This window comes from Magnetococcales bacterium (assembly GCA_015232395.1).
Classification (GTDB): domain Bacteria; phylum Pseudomonadota; class Magnetococcia; order Magnetococcales; family JADFZT01; genus JADFZT01.
In genome coordinates this window covers 38,852-57,998 of sequence record JADFZT010000003.1, presented here as the reverse complement: position 1 = coordinate 57,998, position 19,147 = coordinate 38,852, and the positions used below count along the sequence as shown (strand labels likewise).

Annotated in this window: 15 protein-coding genes; 13 read left to right on the top strand and 2 right to left on the bottom strand. The window is 54.3% G+C overall.

All coding sequences use genetic code 11. The annotated features are described in order from the left end of the window. The first annotated feature begins 44 nt into the window (after nt 1-44). From HQL52_01725 to HQL52_01680, 10 genes are all read left to right on the top strand, one after another. On the top strand, nt 45-1,082 hold the full coding sequence (locus HQL52_01725; GenBank protein MBF0368149.1) for a hypothetical protein: 1,038 nt from the start codon (nt 45-47) through the stop codon (nt 1,080-1,082). 717 nt (nt 1,083-1,799) lie between these two features. Continuing rightward, nucleotides 1,800-2,765, top strand: coding sequence for an alcohol dehydrogenase catalytic domain-containing protein (locus HQL52_01720; GenBank protein MBF0368148.1), 966 nt, complete (start codon nt 1,800-1,802; stop codon nt 2,763-2,765). Between the two features lie 52 nt (nt 2,766-2,817). Next, on the top strand, nt 2,818-3,339 hold the full coding sequence (locus tag HQL52_01715; protein MBF0368147.1) for a DUF523 domain-containing protein: 522 nt from the start codon (nt 2,818-2,820) through the stop codon (nt 3,337-3,339). A gap of 71 nt (nt 3,340-3,410) precedes the next feature. After that, a complete protein-coding gene (locus HQL52_01710) occupies nt 3,411-3,941 on the top strand; it encodes an LEA type 2 family protein (protein MBF0368146.1) in 531 nt (176 codons plus the stop codon). 558 nt (nt 3,942-4,499) lie between these two features. Next, nucleotides 4,500-5,339, top strand: a complete 840-nt coding sequence (locus HQL52_01705; GenBank protein MBF0368145.1) for a DUF4126 domain-containing protein — start codon at nt 4,500-4,502, stop codon at nt 5,337-5,339. Nucleotides 5,340-5,588: 249 nt separating this feature from the next. Next, nucleotides 5,589-6,017, top strand: a complete 429-nt coding sequence (locus HQL52_01700; protein MBF0368144.1) for a c-type cytochrome — start codon at nt 5,589-5,591, stop codon at nt 6,015-6,017. A 28-nt stretch (nt 6,018-6,045) separates the two neighbouring features. After that, on the top strand, nt 6,046-7,086 hold the full coding sequence (locus tag HQL52_01695; protein MBF0368143.1) for a flippase-like domain-containing protein: 1,041 nt from the start codon (nt 6,046-6,048) through the stop codon (nt 7,084-7,086). A gap of 541 nt (nt 7,087-7,627) precedes the next feature. Next, nucleotides 7,628-8,458, top strand: a complete 831-nt coding sequence (locus tag HQL52_01690) for a flagellin FliC (protein ID MBF0368142.1) — start codon at nt 7,628-7,630, stop codon at nt 8,456-8,458. Between the two features lie 113 nt (nt 8,459-8,571). Next, nucleotides 8,572-9,726 carry an AAA family ATPase gene (locus tag HQL52_01685; protein MBF0368141.1) on the top strand — a complete coding sequence of 385 codons (1,155 nt, stop codon included), beginning with the start codon at nt 8,572-8,574 and terminating at the stop codon, nt 9,724-9,726. After that, a complete protein-coding gene (locus HQL52_01680; GenBank protein ID MBF0368140.1) occupies nt 9,723-10,385 on the top strand; it encodes a DUF4276 family protein in 663 nt (220 codons plus the stop codon). Before HQL52_01685 ends, HQL52_01680 begins: the two co-directional genes overlap by 4 nt. 11 nt (nt 10,386-10,396) lie before the next feature. On the opposite strand, the gene HQL52_01675 is transcribed toward HQL52_01680, so the two are convergent. Further along, a complete protein-coding gene (locus HQL52_01675) occupies nt 10,397-12,394 on the bottom strand; it encodes an ABC-F family ATP-binding cassette domain-containing protein (GenBank protein ID MBF0368139.1) in 1,998 nt (665 codons plus the stop codon). A gap of 537 nt (nt 12,395-12,931) precedes the next feature. On the opposite strand from HQL52_01675, the gene HQL52_01670 reads away from it, so the two are divergent. The 3 genes from HQL52_01670 to HQL52_01660 all read left to right on the top strand — a co-directional run bounded on the left by HQL52_01670 (nt 12,932) and on the right by HQL52_01660 (nt 18,580). Next, nucleotides 12,932-15,403 (top strand): response regulator, encoded by a 2,472-nt coding sequence (locus HQL52_01670; GenBank protein ID MBF0368138.1) that lies wholly within the window; start codon nt 12,932-12,934, stop codon nt 15,401-15,403. A gap of 358 nt (nt 15,404-15,761) precedes the next feature. Further along, a complete protein-coding gene (locus HQL52_01665; GenBank protein ID MBF0368137.1) occupies nt 15,762-17,972 on the top strand; it encodes a bifunctional diguanylate cyclase/phosphodiesterase in 2,211 nt (736 codons plus the stop codon). After that, nucleotides 17,969-18,580, top strand: a complete 612-nt coding sequence (locus HQL52_01660; protein ID MBF0368136.1) for a hypothetical protein — start codon at nt 17,969-17,971, stop codon at nt 18,578-18,580. Before HQL52_01665 ends, HQL52_01660 begins: the two co-directional genes overlap by 4 nt. A 163-nt stretch (nt 18,581-18,743) precedes the next feature. Here HQL52_01660 and HQL52_01655 read toward each other — a convergent pair whose 3' ends face one another. Next, complete coding sequence (locus tag HQL52_01655) at nt 18,744-19,133, bottom strand: ankyrin repeat domain-containing protein (GenBank protein MBF0368135.1); 390 nt, start codon at nt 19,131-19,133, stop codon at nt 18,744-18,746. Nucleotides 19,134-19,147: the final 14 nt, after the last annotated feature.

Here is a 19,147-nt window from a genome sequence, read left to right as displayed (position 1 = left end):
GGGTCGAGGGGTTGTCGGCACTCTTTGGCTGAAGGAAAAAAAAGATGGCTACGCTGAGTTTGCCCCCCTGTAAGCGCCTGCTTCTCCTGGGTGGAGGTGGGATGGTGTTAAGGCTTGCCCGTTGGGGTCTGGAGGTGGGCTTTGAGGTGCAGGTGATAACCGCTCCCCGGCATGCCCAATCCCCGGTGGCTGAAGGGCAAACCCTGGTGGAAGCGCTTGGGAAGCTTGACGTTGATTTTGTTGTTTTGGAGAGCCTGGACGGGGCGTTGGCAGATCAAGCCATCGGTTCTATGCACGATACTTTTGCCCTGTCGATCTGGGCGCCCTGGACCCTGGATCGGCAAACCATTGCCCAACGTTTTGATGATCGCCTTTTCAACCTCCACGGCACGCGTCTGCCCAGGGATCGGGGGGGTGGGGGCTTTTCCTGGCGGATTTTGGCCGGGGATCGGTTTGGCCTTTCCCTCCTGCAACGGATGGAAGGGCATATGGGCAGGGAGATGGATATGGGGGAGGTGGTGGCATTTCAGGAATTTCTCTTCCCCCCCAGCTGCCGAACCCCTCAGGATTATCAGGCCCTCCAGGAAACATGGGATTTTCGTCTGGTGACGGAAATTCTCAAACATCTCCTCAAAAAGTCGCTCTCTTTTACCCCCCATCCCCAGCCCGACTATCTCGCCAGCCAGTGGCCCCGGCTCCACACCCCCACCCACGCTTGGCTCGATTGGTCGTGGTCGGGGGAGATGATCGAGCGGTTTATCTGTGCCTTCGACGATCCCCATCCGGGGGCCGGTACTTATTTGGAAGAGGAGCCGGTGCGCCTGAAAAAGGCCATGCTGAGCGGTGGGGAGGGGGGATTTCATCCTTTTCAGGGCGGTATCGTTTTTCGGAAAAATTCCCGATGGCTCTCTATTGCGGTCCCGGGGGGGGTGTTGGTGGTCGAGGAAATTTACAGTAACGATGGGGAGGATATCCTGAAAAAAATCAAAGTGGGGGATCGTTTTCATACCCCCCCTGAAAAGCTGTCCCAATGGGCGTGGCCGGTGGATTACACCCCGGGGGGAGTGGTTGGTAAAAGATGAATGGGGTCGGATAAGTGGCTCAATGGTGGAGATGTGGCGGTTTTGGATGATCAGGGAACAGAGTCGGGAACATTTTTCTCCCTTGGGATCACTCATCTTCCAGAGCGTATGAAACGAATCGGCAGCTCCAGCTGAATAACAGTGGGCGGATTGGCAGATCGTTCAAATTTTATAAGTCGGAAGTGTGAATCCGGGGGAGTTTCTGAATGGATCGATCGGAATGGTTCGAAGGGGTATCAGCTTGATCGGGTTACCCTAGCAGACCCCCGTCCACTTTAGTCAGGGACGGGGGCTCTGGAAGGTAGTTTCTCTCTCATACTCCGGGAAATCCCGCTACGTCTTTGCCAGAACCAGTTTTCAAAGATGTCCCTGTCTTCGTGTTTTTCATGGAAAGCATACCAGGGATGACCGCAATATGTGAGTTGTCTGGTTTACTGCAAGGGGTGGGCCAACTTCAAAATTGATCGTAATTGGTTTTTATAAGACAATGAAATAAAAAGAAAAATTTCGAATCATTCCCGGTGGGCTGGAAGAGATGGTTTTTTCTATGGGGGTATTTTTTGCCGGATGGGCATTATTTTGTCGATGATGACCCGGTCGGAAATCTGACAGATCGTCAGATATTTGGTCATGACGTTTGATTGGTGCCTTGGATCAGTCGCACAAATGGTCGGGTTTCGATGATGGTCGTACAGGTTTTTGGCTGGGAGAAGAGGAATGCGGGCGCTGGTGGTGGATGAAAAAGGGGGGTTGGCCTTGCGGGAGGATGCCCCAAAACCCCAACCTGCCGGGGGGGAGGCGCTTATTAGAGTGATCCTGGCCGGTATCTGCCGCACTGATCAGGAGTTGGTGGGAGGGTATAAAGGGTTTCGGGGGGTGTTGGGTCATGAATTTATCGGCGTGGTGGAAGCCGTTGCCGATGGTGCCAGCGATCTGGTGGGCAGCCGGGTAGTGGGGGAAATCAACCACGGCTGTGGGAGGTGTGACACCTGTCTGAAAGGAGAGGGGGGGCACTGTGCCCAACGGCGGGTGCTGGGGATTCATGGTTGGGATGGGGCGTTGGCGGACTATTGCGTGATGCCGGTAGAAAATCTCCACCGTGTTCCTTCTGGGGTGAGGGATGAGCAGGCGGTCTTTGTGGAGCCCCTGGCCGCCGCCCTGGAAATATTGGATCGCATCCATCTGCGGCCCTCGGATAAGGTCACGGTGATTGGGGATGGCAAGCTGGGGGGATTGATTGTTCGGGTGCTGCGCTTGAGCGGTTGCCAGCTACAGGTGGTGGGGCGGCATACCCATAAGCTCCAAACCTTGGCCCCCTTGGGGGTCGATGTGTTGATGGCGGAAGAAGCGGAAGATTTACCCCCATCCGACGTGGTGGTGGAATGTTCCGGGAGCGCTTCGGGATTGACCCTGGCCCAAAAGCTGGTGCAACCCCGGGGAAAAATCATTTTGAAGAGCACCTTCCGGGCTCTGAGCGAAATATCCTTCACTGATCTGGTGGTGGGCGAGGTTACCCTGGCAGGCTCCCGCTGCGGCCCCTTTGCCCCGGCCTTGCGTCTTTTGGCTCAAGGGCTGGTGGCGGTGGATTCCCTGATCGAAGAAGTGTATGGCTTGGATCAGGGCTTGGCCGCTTTCAAAAAAGCCGGAAAAAAAGGCGCCCTGAAAGTTTTGGTCAAGCCATGAGAGAGTGCGACACCTTACAAAACCGATATGGCCCGATGGGAAACCGGAGCGCGTGAATTCCAACAAAAAAATTACCATCGGTATCAGTGCCTGCCTCCTGGGGGAGCCGGTTCGCTACGATGGCGGCCATCAGCTGGATCACGCCTTGGTGCAGGTTCTCCTCCCCAGGGCCACCCTGATCACGATCTGCCCGGAGGTGGAGTGCGGCTTTGGGGTACCCCGTCCAACCCGCCGCCTGGAAGGAGATCCCCACGCTCCCCGAATGGTCACCGTGGAAGAGGGTGTGGATGATACCGAACGCTTCATGGCTTGGGGAAATAAACGCCTGGTAGAGTTGGCCCATGTGGATGGCTATATCCTCAAAGCCCGCTCCCCCTCCTGTGGCTTGAAGGTGGCAGTCCATCAACGTAACGGCGAAGTGGTTTCCTGGGTGGGGAGGGGGCTCTTTGCCATGTTGGTACAGAACCAATCCCCCTCGCATGGGGGGCAATCAATACCCCTCCTGGCTGAATCCGAAGCGTTGCAGAAGGGAGATGCCCTGGAAACCTTTCTCAAGCAACTGGCAGGCGGTTGAATGGATGGAGAATCAATGGTAAGCAGAACAGATGGCTAAACGGGGCCGGGTGTTTGGAATCTTGGAGGCGGATGATGGGGATTAAAAAATGGTTGGTGGTGCTTCTTTCGTTGATGTTGGCCGGTTGTGCCACAGCGCCCAAGGTGCTGGATCCCCCGGAGATCTCTCTGGCAGGACTCAATATCGTCAAAGCCAATTTTTTTGAGCAGCGCTATCGGCTAAAGCTCCTGGTGGAAAACCCCAACGCCGTGCCCCTGCCTGTGAGCGCCATGAAGTTTCAACTTGATCTTGATGACGAGCCCATCGCCAAAGGCATCCGCTCCGAACCCTTTACCGTTCCCTCCTATGGCGAAATTCGCCTGAGCGTCGAGGTGACCACCGATCTTTTCAGCACCATCAGCCGCATTGCCAAAATCATCAAGGATCGTAAAACCTACCTGGATTATAATATCTACGGCGACGTGGATATCGACCTGCCCCTGGCCGGATCCATCCCCTTCGACAAAGTCGGACGCATCGGTATCCCCTCATCCCTCTCCGAAGATGATAATAATGACGATGGGGAAAGCTCGGAGACATCCGTGGGGGGCGAACGGATCTGATGTCATTGGGTGTCTAAGAGGGGGGCTGAAAGCGTTATATTTCATGCGTTTGACGCTTCGAGGGGAAAGATCCAAGACCAAAAACAAGGCCAAAGGATATCGTCATTCCAACTTTAGAATGGCACGCACGCTTTACCCCGATATGGCATTTCCGGGAGGAAATTTGCGTAGGATGTGGTGAGCAACGCGAACCGCATCAATCAAGCCTGATGTGCCATTTTTATTTGGAATGACTAAGAATATAGATAGAACGACTAAGATCAAAGACAAGACCGTGGGGGCAAGCCCCCACACCCCCAGGGGGTTGTAAAGCAAAATCAAAGGATAAGATCAAAGGATAAGATTATAAGATCAAAGGATAAGATCAAAGGATAAGATCATAAGATCAAAGGATAAGATCAAAGGATAAGATCATAAGATCAAAGGATAAGATCAAAGGATAAGATCAAAGGATAAGATCAAAGGAAAAACCTTTGGGGGAAAGAATTCCCCCAAGCCCCCATCTTTTTTTTTAATAGTTAGAGTCAAAACCATATCATTTGACCCGGGAGCTGGGAATTGGAAGCCTATCAAGAGCTTATTACCGCCATAGCACTCGCCATGGGAGTAGGATGGGCCAGTGGCATCAACCTCTACGCCACCATGCTTACCCTGGGATTTATGAGCATGACCGATAACATGGTCCTGCCCCCAGACCTGGAAGTGCTGGGCAATCCCCTGGTCATCGGAGCTGCCGGATTAATGTATGCAGTGGAATTCTTCGCCGATAAAACCCCGGGAGTCGATACCGCCTGGGATACCCTGCACACCTTCGTGCGAATTCCCGCAGGCGTGGTGATGGCCGCCGGAGCCGTGGGAGATGTCTCCCAAGCCGGGGTCATCGCAGCCGGTATCGTCGGGGGTACACTGGCAACCACCAGCCACGTCACCAAAGCAGGCAGCCGGGTGATGATCAACACCTCCCCGGAACCCTTCTCCAACTGGACCGCCTCCTTTGCCGAAGATTTGGCAGTTATCGGCGGCTTGTGGGCAGCGCTGCAACACCCCGTGCTGTTTTTAATCGGACTGTTCGTTTTTCTGCTGTTTCTCATCTGGCTGCTACCCCGCTTGTGGCGAGGCATTTCATCCCTGTTCAGCAAAATCGCAGGCTGGTTCGGCGGAGGATCCCCAACACCCGCTCAACCCCCCTGGCCACCAACACAACAACAACCCCCACATCCCCCACAACAACTGCCAAACTCACACCAGACTCCAAACCATCATCCCCCCATGCCCCAAACCCCAGCACCCCCGCCGCCCACTGCCCAAACCATGCCGCCAGAACTGACCACACCCACCGCACCCAAAAAACGCGGCATCAGCAAACGCATTACCCTGCCAGATCGTGACCGGGATTGAGGCTTGATTTCCCAGGGTGAGCGGATTTGGAAAAAAGGGCTTGGCGGCTTTGGTTTGAGGGCGTTATTCCTCCCCCAGGGCGATTTTTTGATCGTGCTTTGCTTCAAACTGTTGTCCAGGATCTGTGGAGGCCGCTGTCAGAGCGTTGGGAAGGGGTTACTTTGAGCTTGACTTTCTGTTGATTTTTCACGTTAATCGTAGGGTGAAAAACGTCCCCAGTCCTTCCGATTAAAAAAGGCCCGCCATCCTGTGAATACGGTCAAGATATTTATCACCATCATGTCCATTCTGGGCGTTACCCTGCTGTTGGTGGCTGGGATGCGTTGGTTTTCGGGGGATGTGGCCATCGGCAAGCGGCTTGCAGAAAACAACTGCGAGGTGTGTCACGATCTGACCGTTGAGCAGATCCATGAAAAGGGGCCGTTCCTCTGGGGGATTTATAATCGTCCTGCGGGCATCACCGGATTTGCCTACAGCCCGGCTTTCACCAAAATGGTCGAGATGGATCCTTTCGTCTGGGATGACAAAAATCTGGAAGCCTTCATCACTGACCCCAGCCAGTTCATACCTGACACCCGCATGGCCAAAAAGGATTCCGACCATCCTATTTCCTTCGATGGCGTCACCAGTGCGGAAAATCGTCAGGATTTGATTTCCTACCTGAAAACCCTGCAATAGCCTGAAGCCCTGTCCAGGCCAATCTCTCGTGGATAAGCCAGAGGTTCCATCCGACCCCCAGGAAAATTTTTCTGCTGGGGGCAAGCGCGCACGCGCTGGATTTTGGTTTGGCCTTAAGTTGGCTGTTGCTGTTGGTATTGTGACTTGGTTGGTGCAGCGGGGGAAGTTGGATCCGGGGATGCTTTTGGCTACTGGTATTCATCCTTGGCTGTTTGCTGGGGTGGTGGTGTTTAATTTGGGGGTGATTGTGGTGGCGGCTTATCGTTGGCGCTTGTTGTTGGAGTGTCAGGGGATATGTCTGCCTTTTTTCAAGACCATTCAGATTACGTTTATCGGATTGTTTTTTAATTCTTTTCTGCCGGGTGGTGGGGTGGGGGGGGATGCTTTGCGGATTGCTTATGGGGTGCGGGCGGCACCGGATAGGCGTTCGGCGGCGGTGATTTCCATTTTTGTGGATCGTTTGGTTGGGCTTTATACGTTGTTTGTTTTGTGTGTTGTTGTGATGGTTTTGAACCCTGGGGAGGTGTTGGCCAATCGTCCGTTGCAGTTATTGGGTTTGGTGGCGGTGGTGTTGGTGGTTGGCGCGCCGTTGGGGGTGGTGGTGATTCATTTGGTGTGGCGTCGGAGTGAGAGGCTTCGGGAATTATTTGGTCGGGTGGGGATTTTGCGTCGTGTGGAGGAGGCGATTGTTTTATATCGGCGGGGTGGTTGGCGTTTGGTTGGGGTGTTTGGGGTGTCGTTATTGATGCAGATTTTGGGGATTTTGAGTTTGGTGGTGTTGGCGATTTTGGTGGGGATTGATGGGGTTTCGCCTTTGGGGTATGCGTTTGTTACGCCTTGGACGTGGTTGGCGAATGTGTTGCCTGTGAGTCCGGGTGGGATTGGGGTTGGGGAGGCGGCATTTGATCAGGTATGTCGTTGGGTGGAGCCGGTTGTGAGTGGTGCGGCGTATGGCACTATTTTTTTCGTTTATCGGATTAGTGTGGTGTTGGCGTCGTTGCCGGGGTTGGCGGCGTATCTTTTTTACCGTGATGATGTGGAGAGTGCATTGAAGGAGGCTGAAGGGTGATGTTTTTTTTAGTCTTTTGAATTTAAACTATTAAAAAAAAAGATGGGGGGATTGGGGGGAATTCTTTCCCTCCAAGGTTTTTCCTTTGATCTTGATTTTGCTTTCAATCCTTTGATTTTGTTTTCAATTTTTTGATTTTATCTTTTGATTTTGCTTTACAACCCCCTGGGGGTGTGGGGGCGAGCCCCCACGGTTTTTCTTTTGATTTTATCTTTTGATTTTATCTTTTGATTTTTCCTTTTTTATCTTTGTGATTTTCCCTTTTTCAATTTACAAGCTGCCAAGGTGACCACACCCTTCATCCTTCCTTGTCATTTTTTTTCACCCTGCCCAAATTTTTCATTCAACCAAACGCGCTGACCAGCCGAAGAGAATATGAAGAGGTGGAGTGCGAACCTCTACAGCTGCTTGACAGTGGGCTTTGTGTCCACTAAATTGGGATGATCAGAGGAGTATAAAGCCGAAAAGGCACACGCTCCCCCGTCATCCTGACGAGGTATGGGGCAACCCACTCCCTGACGTATAAGTTGGAGACTTTGACATGGCTCTCTCGATCAACAGCAACTCTGCATCGTTGCTGGTGCAGCGCTATCTGCGCTCGTCTACCAGCGCCCTCAACGTTAATTTCGAACGCCTTTCTTCCGGTCTCAGAATCAACGGCGCCAAGGATGGAGCTGCCGAACTTTCGGTCAGCACCCGCCTGACAGCACAGATTCGTGGCTTGAACCAAGCGGTCGCCAACGCCAATGATGGGCTTTCTCTGGCTCAGATTGCCGACGACGCCTTGGAAGAGACCACTGCCGCCCTTCAGGATATCCGCGATATGGCGGTGCAGGCGAGCACTTCGACCCTCACCGACAACGACCGCTATGATTTGCAGGTTCAGGTGGCGGACTTGGTTTCGGAGATCGACCGGATTGCCGAATATACCGAGTTTAACGACACGGTACTCCTCAGCGGCACTTTTACCGGAAAGACCTTCCATGTGGGGGCGAACGCGGGTCAGACCATCACCATCTCCATTGATGATGCGGGTGCGAGTGCTTTGGGTTTTTCCACGGGTGGTGAAAAGGTCAACGTTTCCACCACGGGTTCGGCTTCCACGGCGATTGGCTTGGTGGATAACGCTTTGGATTCGGTGACTTCGATCCGGGCGACGTTGGGTGCGGCGCAAAACCGCTTTGAGTCGATTATATCCAACCTGGAAAACATTTCCGACAACACCGACATGGCCCGCTCCCGAATCATCGACGCCGACATCGCCGAGGAGACTACGGGGCTGGCGCGCAATGCGATCTTGCAACAAGCGGGGGTAGCGATATTGGCCCAAGCCAACCTGCAACCGCAGATGGTGTTGGAGTTGTTGGATTAGCGGTTTTTCTCTTCGGTACGGATAAAGTTATCTTCTCAGCTTGCCAACCCTCCTGATTTTGGGGCAATGTTTCCCCATGTCCTGTTTCATCTTGCTGTCAGGAGCGGATTTTCATGATTACCCGCCTCATCATCAAACACTATAAAAGCATTGAGCATCTGGATCTGAAACTCGGACCCATCAATATTTTGGTGGGCCCCAACGGCTCCGGCAAAAGCAACGTGGTGGACGCCCTGAAATTTGTTCGGGATGCGCTGCGTTTTGGGCTGGATCGGGCTGTTTCAGATCGGCATGGGATTGATACTATTCGGCAGTGGACTCCCCGGGGGGCGAAGCAAGTTTCCTTTGAAGTGCATGTTAAAAATGATTTTCTTCAAGGTGGGCTTAAATTTTCTCTAGGATCCTTTAAAGGTGATTACTCGGTTATCAAAGAAGAAGGTTTTTTATTGGCACAATCTGTGGGATTTGAGCTTGATTATGAATTTCCTTGTGATGGTTTTGTTGAATTTTTTCGTGATAAAAAAGGAACAATAAAGTCTTCCAATAGCGAAATAACGGATAGATACATTCTTAGAGATAAGAGCGATTTGTTTTTCAATTTGCATGTTGGTCCATTTTCTGCGCTTCATGGTAGTTTGGTTCGTTGTGATACTTATTCAATTTTCCCAAATACCCTCCGAGCACCTCAAAACCCTTCCAATGACAAGCAGTTGAACTCCGATGGAAGCAATTTGACTTCCATCTTCAAAATGATGCCCAAGCTGGATAGTGGGAAGGAAGCGAAGCAGGAGATCATATCTGCTCTACAACGTATCATGCCCAGCTTGGAGGCTATTCGGATTCAGAGTCTTGGTGGGATGATGGTACCCGTTTTCCGAGTTAGGGAGAGTGATGGCAAGGGGCATGATTTCCAGGTTTCTCAACTCTCGGATGGCACACTTCGGGTATTGGGGCTGCTGACCGCTCTTTATCAGCCGGAGAAAACTGGAACGATAGCCCTGGAAGAGCCGGAGCAAACCGTTCATCCAGGCGTGTTGGCGGTAATTGCCGATGCCATCAAAGAGGTGAGCGACCAGACCCAGATTATCGTCACCACCCACAGCCCGGATCTGGTGGATCATTTTGATCCAGAGCATATTCATGCCGTGGAGATGGTGGATGGGGTGACGAAGGTTGGTCCCATCAATCAAGCCCAGGTGGATGCGGTTCGGAACCGGTTGTTTTCACTTGGGGAGTTGATGAGCCGGGAAGGGCTCTACAGCGAATGAGCAGGCCCTTCCACAAGCCGGTGCTCCTGGTGGAGGGGGAGGGGGATAAGGAGGCGGTGGGTAAGCTCATTCCTCTCACCTTGAACCAGCTTGGTATCAAAGGGATCCATCCGGCCAGAAATCCCATCAAGGTAGGGGATATCCCCAAGCTGGAGCGGGAAGGGGAGCTGGAAAAATTTGTTCACTATGCCTGTACCAGGCGGGATGGAGATTCGGTGTTGCTGGTGGTGGATTGTGACGACGCCTGCCCTTTGGAGGTGGTCCGGGCGTTTTCTCAGCGTATCCAGCGGATGCACCGGCCAGAAGAAAAACCGGTCGGGATCGTTTTTTTCCACCGGGAGTTTGAAACCCTGTTTCTTTTTTCCCTGCCGACTCTTGCCGAGCAATTCCCGGATTATCGTTGGCAATTGGAATCGTTTGATGTCGAAAAGGATATGGAGGAGATCCGGGGAGCCAAGGAGCAGTTGAGTGGTTTGATGGGGTCCAGTAAGCGCTACAAACCAACCCGGGATCAGACTCGATTATTGGCCGGATTGGATTGGGAGCGGTTGCGATCCAACTCCCGCTCCTTCCAACATTTTGAAAAAACCCTCCTCTGGCTGGCTGGGCGTCACCGTCGGGAACTTTCGATCTATCCAGCTGTGAAATCCACCTCCTGATAACCGCGGATTCACCCCTCCAACCCTTCCAGCGCCTTCCGGGCAGCTTCCTCTTTTTCTTCGATCTCCATGGAAGCCCCTTCCCAATCGTTCATGGTTTGCTCCAACTCCTGGGCGACGATTCGGTTTTGATCGAGAAGCTCCGTCAGGTGCGACTTTTGGGACTCCTCATAGAGGCCCGGGTCGGTGAGGCGGGTGTCGATGTTCTCTTTTTTTTCTTCCAACTCCTGGATGCGACCTTCCATCTTATCCGCCTTTTGCCGCAAGCGTTTGGTCTCCTGGTGGAGCTTGTTACGGATTTGGGCGGCGAGGCGTTTGTTCTCCTTGGCTTTGGCCCGGCTACCCGTGTCCGGCTTGGAGACATCCGAGCCATCGCTGCGGGCTGATCCCACCGTGCCCCTTTGGCTGGTCACCCGCTCCAGATAGTCATCCAACGAACCATCCAAAGCTTCCACCCGCCCCCCCGAAACCACCAGATAACGGGTGCAGGCCGCTTCCAGTAAATCCCGGTCATGGGAAACCAACACCAGCGTTCCGCCATACTCTTCCAAAGCCTCTTCAAGAGCCGTCCTGGCTTCCATATCCAGATGGTTGGTGGGCTCATCCAACAGGAGCAGATTGGCCCCGGTCAAAAACAGCCGCGCCAAAGCCAACCGCGCCTTTTCTCCCCCGGAAAGCACCGGGATCTCCTTGAAAACCGCATCCCCGGAAAAGAGAAACCCCCCCAGCAGCGTGCGAATATCGGTTTCCTTGGTGTTGGGGCGGGCAGTCTCGGTGGCTGAAGCAAGCACCGTGTGGTTGAGATTCAAGCTATCCATGGCGTGCTGGGTAAAAAGGGCGCTCTTCACCCGGTCACCCAGGGTGATGGTGCCGGTATCCGGGGTCAGTGCGCTGGCCAGGAGCTTCAGTAAGGTCGATTTTCCCGCACCATTAGGCCCCAACAGCCCCACCTTATCCCCCCGTTGCATCTCGACAGAGGCGTTTTTGAACACGAGAGCCCCGTTGAATGATTTTGCCAGATCGTGAGCGGTCAAAGTCTCCCGGGCACAGGGGTTGGGCTTGGGCAAGCGGATTTTGGGGGCCTGCTTCGGGGAGCGGTGGCGCTCTATGGGTTCGATGCGCTCCCGAGCCTTGACGCGGCTTTGCACCTGACGGGCTTTGGTGGCCTTGGCCCGAAAACGGCGGATGAAGCGATCCAGCTCGGCGATTTTGCGGGCCTGCTTGTCGGCATTTTTTTCAGTCAGCTCAATGGCTGCCGCCTTCAGCTCCAAAAAACGATCAAACGGGGCGGCATAGCGGGTCAGAACACCCTCTTCCAACTCCACCGTGATGCGGGTGACCCGATTCAAAAAAGCCCGTTGATGGGAGATGATCACCACCGTGCCGGGAAGTCGGGAAAGATGGCCCTCCAGCCAGGCCACCGATTCCAGATCCAGATGGTTGGTCGGTTCATCCAGCAGCAGCAACTCCGGACCAAAAAAAAGCAGCCCGGCCAACGCCACCCGCATCCGCCACCCTCCTGAAAAGGCGCTCAGAGGCCGATCAAGCTCCGCCCGGGTAAAACCCAAGCCCATGAGAATCGCCCCGGCGCGCCCTTCGGCGGAAAAGGAGTCCAGCTCCTCCAGACGATGATCCACCTCTCCCCAGCGTTGGGTGAGGGCGGTATGGTGGTCGCTGTCGGCGGGGAGGCTCTCCAGTTGTTCATGCAGGCTTTCTCGCTCCAAACGCAACGCCATCATCTCCCGGTGGCCGTGGAGCACCTCTTCCAGGATGGGCCGCTCCGAAGGGGCGAGTTCCTGCCGCAGGCTGCCCATTTGCAGGCGTCCCTGGAGGCGAATCTCCCCTTCATCCATCTCTTCCAACCCTTCGATCAATCGGAACAGAGTGGATTTTCCCGTGCCGTTGCGGCCCACCAGCCCCACCTTTTCCCCAGGGTGTACCACCAGAGAGGCCCCCTCCAGGATGGTTTGGTGGCCATAGTTTTTGTGAAGATTTTCAATATGGATCATGGTTTGACCAATGGTTGGGCTCGGGGATGGTTGGGTTGGGAAAAGTGTCGAAATGTGAGAGTGATGAGAGGATCCCGGTTGGGGACGAGGAAAATTTTATAGTTAAAAATAGCATTTGATTAAATAAAAAAATTGAATAGAGTTAAGTGGTTGTGAAAGGGGTTGGCAGGGCAAAAAATGGGGTTTGATTTTTTGAATGGGATTGATTCCCACTGGCTGATCACCAGCAAATATTCGGTGGTAGGTTGTTTTTTTTCGCGCTTCCACTTCTATTGAACGGTGCCCTGTTTTTTGAACGGTGTCCTGTTTTCGGTTTTTTTTAACCTCATCCAGTCTACCAGATTGTACTCCTTGTTATTATCCAACCGACAATATACCAGAGATTTACCTCGCCGGCAGGGGCCGGAATCCTCTTCCCGTGGCGGTTTGGGCACAAGTGCGGCGCTCGGCAGGTTCCAGCTCTCCACCGACACTCTATCTGTATCATTGGGAATATGGTTGCCGGTTGAGGCGTATGGCTTTGGGGGAGTTTGAATCATGAACCGGTCTGTCACCCATGTTGCCGGGGAAGGGAACGATCTGATCCGGGAGTTGCTGAGTCACGCTTCCGATACCTTCCTGTTGACCGACGGCGAAGGCCGTTTGACCTTTGTCAGCCCCAATGTTCTGGAGGTGTTTGGCTGCACAACGGAAGAGGCCATGGCCATCGGGAAGGTGTCTGGTCTTCTGGGGCAGGAGTTTGCCCACCAGGAGGGGCCTTTCAAGCAGGGCAATCATGCCAACATCGAAACCCGCATTGTGGATCGAGCCGGGGGGGTGCGCACTCTGCTGGTGGATGTGCGGCGTTTTGCCTCCATGGAGGGGGCCACTCTCTTTGTTTGCCGGGATATTTCCAGGCACAAACGGTCGGATGAGCGCAATGAGCAGGTTCAGCAATCCACCATCGCCATCAGCGCCCTGTTACGCACCGCCCTGGAACCCCTGACTCTGACGGAACAGCTGAAGCGGGCGCTGGATCTGATTTTGGCCATTCCCTGGCTTGCCATCCAGTCCCGAGGCTCCATTTTTTTGATGGACTGTGAAAGTGACGAGCTGGTGCTGTCGGTTCAGCGGGGGTTGAACGTTGGCCTGCTTTCCCATTGTGCCCGGGTTCCCATGGGCTATTGTCTCTGTGGTCGGGCGGCCCAGGAGCGCAAGCTGGTTTTTGCCGATGGTCTCGACCACCGCCACGATGTCCAATATGAAGGGATGCAGGACCACGGTCACTATTGTGTGCCCATTCTTTCCGGCGACAAGCTCTATGGCGTGATCAATCTCTATCTCCAGGATGGCCACATCCGGGATCCCCAGGAAGAAGATTTTCTCCACTCCATGGCCAACACCCTGGCTGGCCTCATCGAACGCAAACAGGCTGAAGAGACCATCCGGCGGTTGAGTCACGGCAACAAGTTGCTGCTGGATGCGGCGGGGGATGGCATCTATGGCGTGGATCGGTTGGGGCGCACCACATTCGTCAATCCCGCCTCTCTGCGGATGACCGGCTGGCAGACAGAGGATCTGGTGGGTCAATTTTCCCATAAGGTGATGCACCACTCCCATCCCGATGGCCGACCCTATCCACCGGACGAGTGCCCCATCCATCTGGCATTTAAGGATGGCATTGTGCGTCATGTGGACGATGAGGTGTTTTGGCGAAAGGATGGTACCTCGTTTCCCGTCGCCTATACCTCCACCCCGGTTCGGGAGGAGGGGAAGATCACGGGTGCGGTGGTGGTGTTTCGGGATATTACCGAACGCCTGCGGGTGGATCTCGCCTTGAAGGAAGCCAAAGATGCAGCGGAAGCGGCCAACCGGGCCAAATCCTTCTTTTTGGCCAATGTCAGCCACGAAATTCGCACACCCCTCAACGCCATTGTCGGTTTTTCCCAGATTTTACTCAAAAACAAGGGGTTGATTCCGGATCGATTCCATCAATATCTGGAAAATATTCGGGTCTCCGGTATCAATCTCACCGAAATTATCAGCAATGTGCTGGATCTTTCCAAGATCGAAGCGGGCAAGGTGGCGGTGGTGGAAGAGGAGCTGGATCTGCAATTATTGGTGCAGAGCCTGCTTCATGTCCATAAATCCAAGGCAGCGGAAAAAGGGGTGCGCCTGGGGTTTAACCTCGATCCGGGATTTCCTTCGGCCATTCGTAGCGACCGAACCAAAATCAACCAGATATTCATGAACCTGGTGGGTAATGCCGTCAAATTTACCGGCATTGGTGGCGAGGTGGTGATTGAAGTGAGCCGGGCAGAAGATCGGCTGATGAATCTTGTGGTTCGGGATACCGGCAAGGGTATTCCGCCGGACCGTCTGGAAACCATCTTCGAGCCTTTTGAACAGGTGGATGGCTCCATCACCCGGGGAGAGGCCGGGGTGGGGCTGGGGCTGGCCATTGTCAAAAACCTGGCCCGGGTGTTGGGTGGTACGGTGGCGGTGGAGAGTCAGTTGGGTCGTGGCACCACCTTCAGCGTGCAGCTACCCTTGATTCCCGGACTGGGGGTGATGGAAGGGTCTGGAGAGCCTGACTGGAGTGGCCTGCAATTCAGCTCGGATGTTCGTTTGCTGCTGGTGGAAGATCATCCCATGAACCGGGAGATGATGCTGGCGGTGCTTGGGGAGGTGGGTTTGGGGGCTGAAGTGGCTGAAAACGGCCTCCAGGGGGTGGCGATGGCCCGGGAGCTGAAACCCCATTTGATATTGATGGATATTCATCTGCCCCAGATGGATGGTCTTTCCGCTACCCGAAAAATTCAAGCCGAAGAGTCTACCGCCAAAATTCCCATCGTGGGTATTTCCGCCGATGCCTTTCCAGAGCGGCGGCGGGAGGCATTGGCAGCGGGAATGGTCGATTTTTTGGTCAAACCAGTGGATCTGGCTGAGCTGATGCCGGTGTTGGAGCGTCATTTGGCCACCTTTAAAAAAAATCCATCACCCAAGAGTGATGGATTGAGCCAGCTGTAGCGGAGATTCCTCCCTCACTGGTTTTGATTTTCACCCTCAGCAGCTCTCTATCTCTCTATAGGGATGGCTGCCGTCGTCGCCAGACTCTTTCCCTCGGGTCCAGCCGATGGATCGCTCTATCCTTTCCTTGGCTCCCTCCCTTCCCAGCCAATCCAGTTTGCTCCACCTCTATTGATGATGATTCCAGCGGGATAAATCCTGTTCGTTGGTTTTTCAATCTTCTTGGAGCCTGTTTCGTTTTTGTCATCCGGTATAGTATGGTCGAAAAGTTTGCAGATTGCTTTTTGTCACTATTTTTTGTGCGGTGGAACCCAATGATGCATTTGGATAAATCCCTTTTAGCCCAGTGGAGTGTGACATGATGCGCCGTCAGGTGTGGTGGGTATTGATGATTCTCGGGGTGATCGGGGTGGCTGCGGTGGTGGCTTGGCTGGCGGCCTGGCCCATCCATCCGGCTTGGCTTGAGGAGGTCCATACCGCTCTGATGAGCTCTTTGGTGGTGATTGCGGGGGGGGTGATACTCCTGGTTTTGCAGATTTTGCGTCTGTTTCGCAAAGTCCAAAAGAAACAGGTCGCCTTGACAGTCACCACCGATGTTCTGGATGCAGAAATCGAAAGTCGGGGTGTGGCGGAAGAGCGCATTCAGAGTTTGGCCCGGTTTCCCGAGGAAAACACCAATCCGGTTCTGCGTGTGGGAAGCGATGGCATTTTGCTTTATGCCAACTCCGCCAGTGATTTGTTGTTGCGCACCTTGAAGGCGGCTCAAGGGGAGAAGGTTTCGGGGGCATTTTTGGAAGCGGTGGTGGCAGCCTTTGGTTCCAGAAAGAGTCAGGAGCTATCGGTATCCTGCGATGATCGGCTCTATTCCCTCCACTTGGTGTCGGTTCTGGATGCCGATTATGTCAATGTGTATGGCTCGGATATAACCGAAAAGGCCCGAGCTGAAGCGGAAATTCGTAGTCTGGCGCGGTTTCCCGAGGAGAACGCCAATCCGGTCTTGCGGGTGGATGGAGAGGGGCGGCTGATTTTTGCCAATGGTGCCAGTGCCCCACTGCTGGACACCTGGAAAGTCCAGGAGGGGGAGTGTCTTCCCGGAGAGTGGCGTTGGGTGGCGGAGGATTGTCTTAAATGTGGCTCCGGTAAGGAGCTGGAGTTGATTTGTGGGGAGCGGACCTTTTCCATCCAGCTGGCTCCGGTGACTGAGTCGGGCTATCTCAATCTTTATGGTCTGGATGTGACGGAGCGAAAATATTATGAGGAGCAGCTTCTTAAACAATCCAACTTCGATACCCTGACGGAACTGCCCAACCGGGCACTGTTTCAGGATCGTCTGGATCGGGCTTTGGTGGCGGCGCGCAGTGGCCAAAAGCTGGTGGCGATTTTGTTTATTGGCCTGGATCGATTCAAGGAGGTCAACCAGGCCTTGGGTCGGGATGGGGGGGATGATCTGCTCAAAGCGGTGGCTGTGCGCCTGAAGGAGAGCTTTCCGGCGGCCACCACTGTGGCCCGTCACAGCGGCGATGTCTTTGCAGGCATTCTTTCCGGGCTGGGCTCGATTGCCGAAATTGTCGATCGGGTACAGGAAATACGCGATCACCTCTCGGAATCCTTTCTGATTCGGGACAATCCCCTGGACGTGGCCTTTTCCATCGGGGTCAGCGTCTACCCCAGCGATCACCGGGAGGGGGGGCGTCTGGTCCATTTTGCCGACCTTGCCATGTTTCGTGCCAAGGCTGACAGCCGTGACGGCTATCGTTTTTATGAAGGGGGAATGGACGAGGAGGCCCGGGAGCGGCACAAACTGCTGGGGGATCTGCGCCGGGCTTTGGAGGAAGAGCAGTTTCGGGTCCACTATCAACCCCAGATGGATCTGGCGACAGGTCAGCTTTCCGGGATGGAAGCTCTGGTGCGTTGGCAGCATCCGGAAAGAGGCATGATTTCCCCGGGGCGGTTTATTCCCCTGGCGGAAGAGAGCGGATTGATCGTGCCTTTGGGGTGGTGGGTGCTCAAGACCGCCTGTCGCCATAACAAATCCTGGCAAAGGCAGGGACTTAAGCCGTTGCGGGTGGCGGTCAATCTTTCCTCGGTGCAGTTTGGTGAGGCGGATCTGGTGAAAGGGGTTGGACGTATCCTTGAGGAGAGTGGGCTTGATCCGGACTATTTGGAGTTGGAGATTACCGAAAGTGTTGCCATGCACGACGCCAATACCACCATCGCCACTCTGAAAGCCCTCCACAGCTTGGGGCTCAGGCTCTCCATCGACGATTTTGGCACCGGTTATTCCTCTCTGGCCTATCTCAAACGGTTTCCGGTGGACAAGGTCAAGATCGATCAATCCTTTGTCCGGGATCTGGGAGAGGATTCGGAGAGTGGGGCCATCTGCAACGCCGTGGTGCAGTTGGGTCATGCCATCCGTCTCAAGGTGATTGCCGAGGGGGTGGAGGAGGCCCCTCAGCTGGAGCTGCTCCGGGGGATGGGGTGTGACCAGATTCAGGGTTATCATTATAGCCGTCCCCTGGCTGAAGAGGCCTTCGAAGCCTTTTTGGCAAAGCATGGGGCGCGCAAATGAGTGAGCGTAATAAATCTGGTTCCGCCTCATTGCTGGAAGCGGTTGTCAGCAATCCACCGGTCGCAACGGTGGTGGTGGGGGGGTCGATTTTGTTGTTGCAGTTTGCCATTGCCGAAGCTTCCGGGCCGTGGCCTGAGATTCACTATTTGACCTGGATTGTGCCCTTTATACCGCCTTTTTTTATCACCCGGGCTGCCAAGCGGATCAATCAGCGGCGGGCGGAATATGATTTTATCAAGGATGCCGAGCCGTTGGTGTTCGTGGCCTTTCCTAAAGAGCTGGCGGTTAAATCCCTCCTTTCCACCTATCCCGATATGTTGAGTAAAAGCGCGAGCCGTCACCTTCAACAGCCTGAAGAGGTGTTGTTGAATCAGGAGGTTTTGGATGGCGTCTATCTGGCTGATCCCACGGAGCGGGAGCGCATAGCCAGCCATCTGATCGAGGATCTGAAGGCGACGGGGGAGACCGGTACGTTGCGGCGCAAGCATATCCACCTCCTTCCCCATGGTGAGACCGAACCGGTGCCGTACCTGATGAACAGTGTTCTGAAAGTGGGACAAACCGGTCTCAAGTGGCAGGGCACCCTCATTCGCCAGGGATGGCTTTGACAGGGGAGAGATGGAAAAGGTCAGAGATCAGAGGAGAGATTTAAAGAGAGAGGGGAGGGGCTGTTTGGCAGGAGAGGGAAATAAAAAGGGGGCCACCCGGCACGACTTCACCTGATGGCCCCCTCGGAGGGGTCATGGGTTACGACTTTGGAAATGAGGCAAGTCAGGCGGAAAAATCCGCAGAATGCTCTAAAAGCAGGGTGATCACCTCCCGGTGATTGTTGCCGATGGCGAGGCTGAGGGCGTTATGGCCCCACCAATCTCGTAGATGCACATCCGCCCCGGCATTGATCAGACGGTTGGCCAACTCAGCCCGACCGTTTTCCGCTGCCCACATCAGAGGTGTTCTACCCCTGAGATCAACGGTATCGGGATCCCCGCCGCGAGTCAGGAGGGTTTCCACCATCTCCGAATCGAGAGAGAGAGCCGAGGCCCGTTCAATAGGAACCGTTCGCTCATTGGTCTGATTGGGTTGTTCATCGGCTTTGAGACTGACAAAGCTTGAGAGCATCAGGCCTGGAATGATCAAGAGCAGTCCGGTTATCCTCTTCATGTTCTGTCTCCTTG

Excerpts from the sequence above, each read along its gene's own strand:
- HQL52_01725 (MBF0368149.1), top strand. The coding sequence starts at position 45 with ATGGCTACGCTGAGTTTGCCCCCCTGTAAGCGCCTGCTTCTCCTGGGT.
- HQL52_01720 (MBF0368148.1), top strand. The coding sequence starts at position 1,800 with ATGCGGGCGCTGGTGGTGGATGAAAAAGGGGGGTTGGCCTTGCGGGAG.
- HQL52_01710 (MBF0368146.1), top strand. The coding sequence starts at position 3,411 with ATGATGGGGATTAAAAAATGGTTGGTGGTGCTTCTTTCGTTGATGTTG.
- HQL52_01690 (MBF0368142.1), top strand. The coding sequence starts at position 7,628 with ATGGCTCTCTCGATCAACAGCAACTCTGCATCGTTGCTGGTGCAGCGC.
- HQL52_01685 (MBF0368141.1), top strand. The coding sequence starts at position 8,572 with ATGATTACCCGCCTCATCATCAAACACTATAAAAGCATTGAGCATCTG.
- HQL52_01680 (MBF0368140.1), top strand. The coding sequence starts at position 9,723 with ATGAGCAGGCCCTTCCACAAGCCGGTGCTCCTGGTGGAGGGGGAGGGG.
- HQL52_01675 (MBF0368139.1), bottom strand. The coding sequence starts at position 12,394 with ATGATCCATATTGAAAATCTTCACAAAAACTATGGCCACCAAACCATC.
- HQL52_01670 (MBF0368138.1), top strand. The coding sequence starts at position 12,932 with ATGAACCGGTCTGTCACCCATGTTGCCGGGGAAGGGAACGATCTGATC.
- HQL52_01665 (MBF0368137.1), top strand. The coding sequence starts at position 15,762 with ATGATGCGCCGTCAGGTGTGGTGGGTATTGATGATTCTCGGGGTGATC.
- HQL52_01660 (MBF0368136.1), top strand. The coding sequence starts at position 17,969 with ATGAGTGAGCGTAATAAATCTGGTTCCGCCTCATTGCTGGAAGCGGTT.
- HQL52_01655 (MBF0368135.1), bottom strand. The coding sequence starts at position 19,133 with ATGAAGAGGATAACCGGACTGCTCTTGATCATTCCAGGCCTGATGCTC.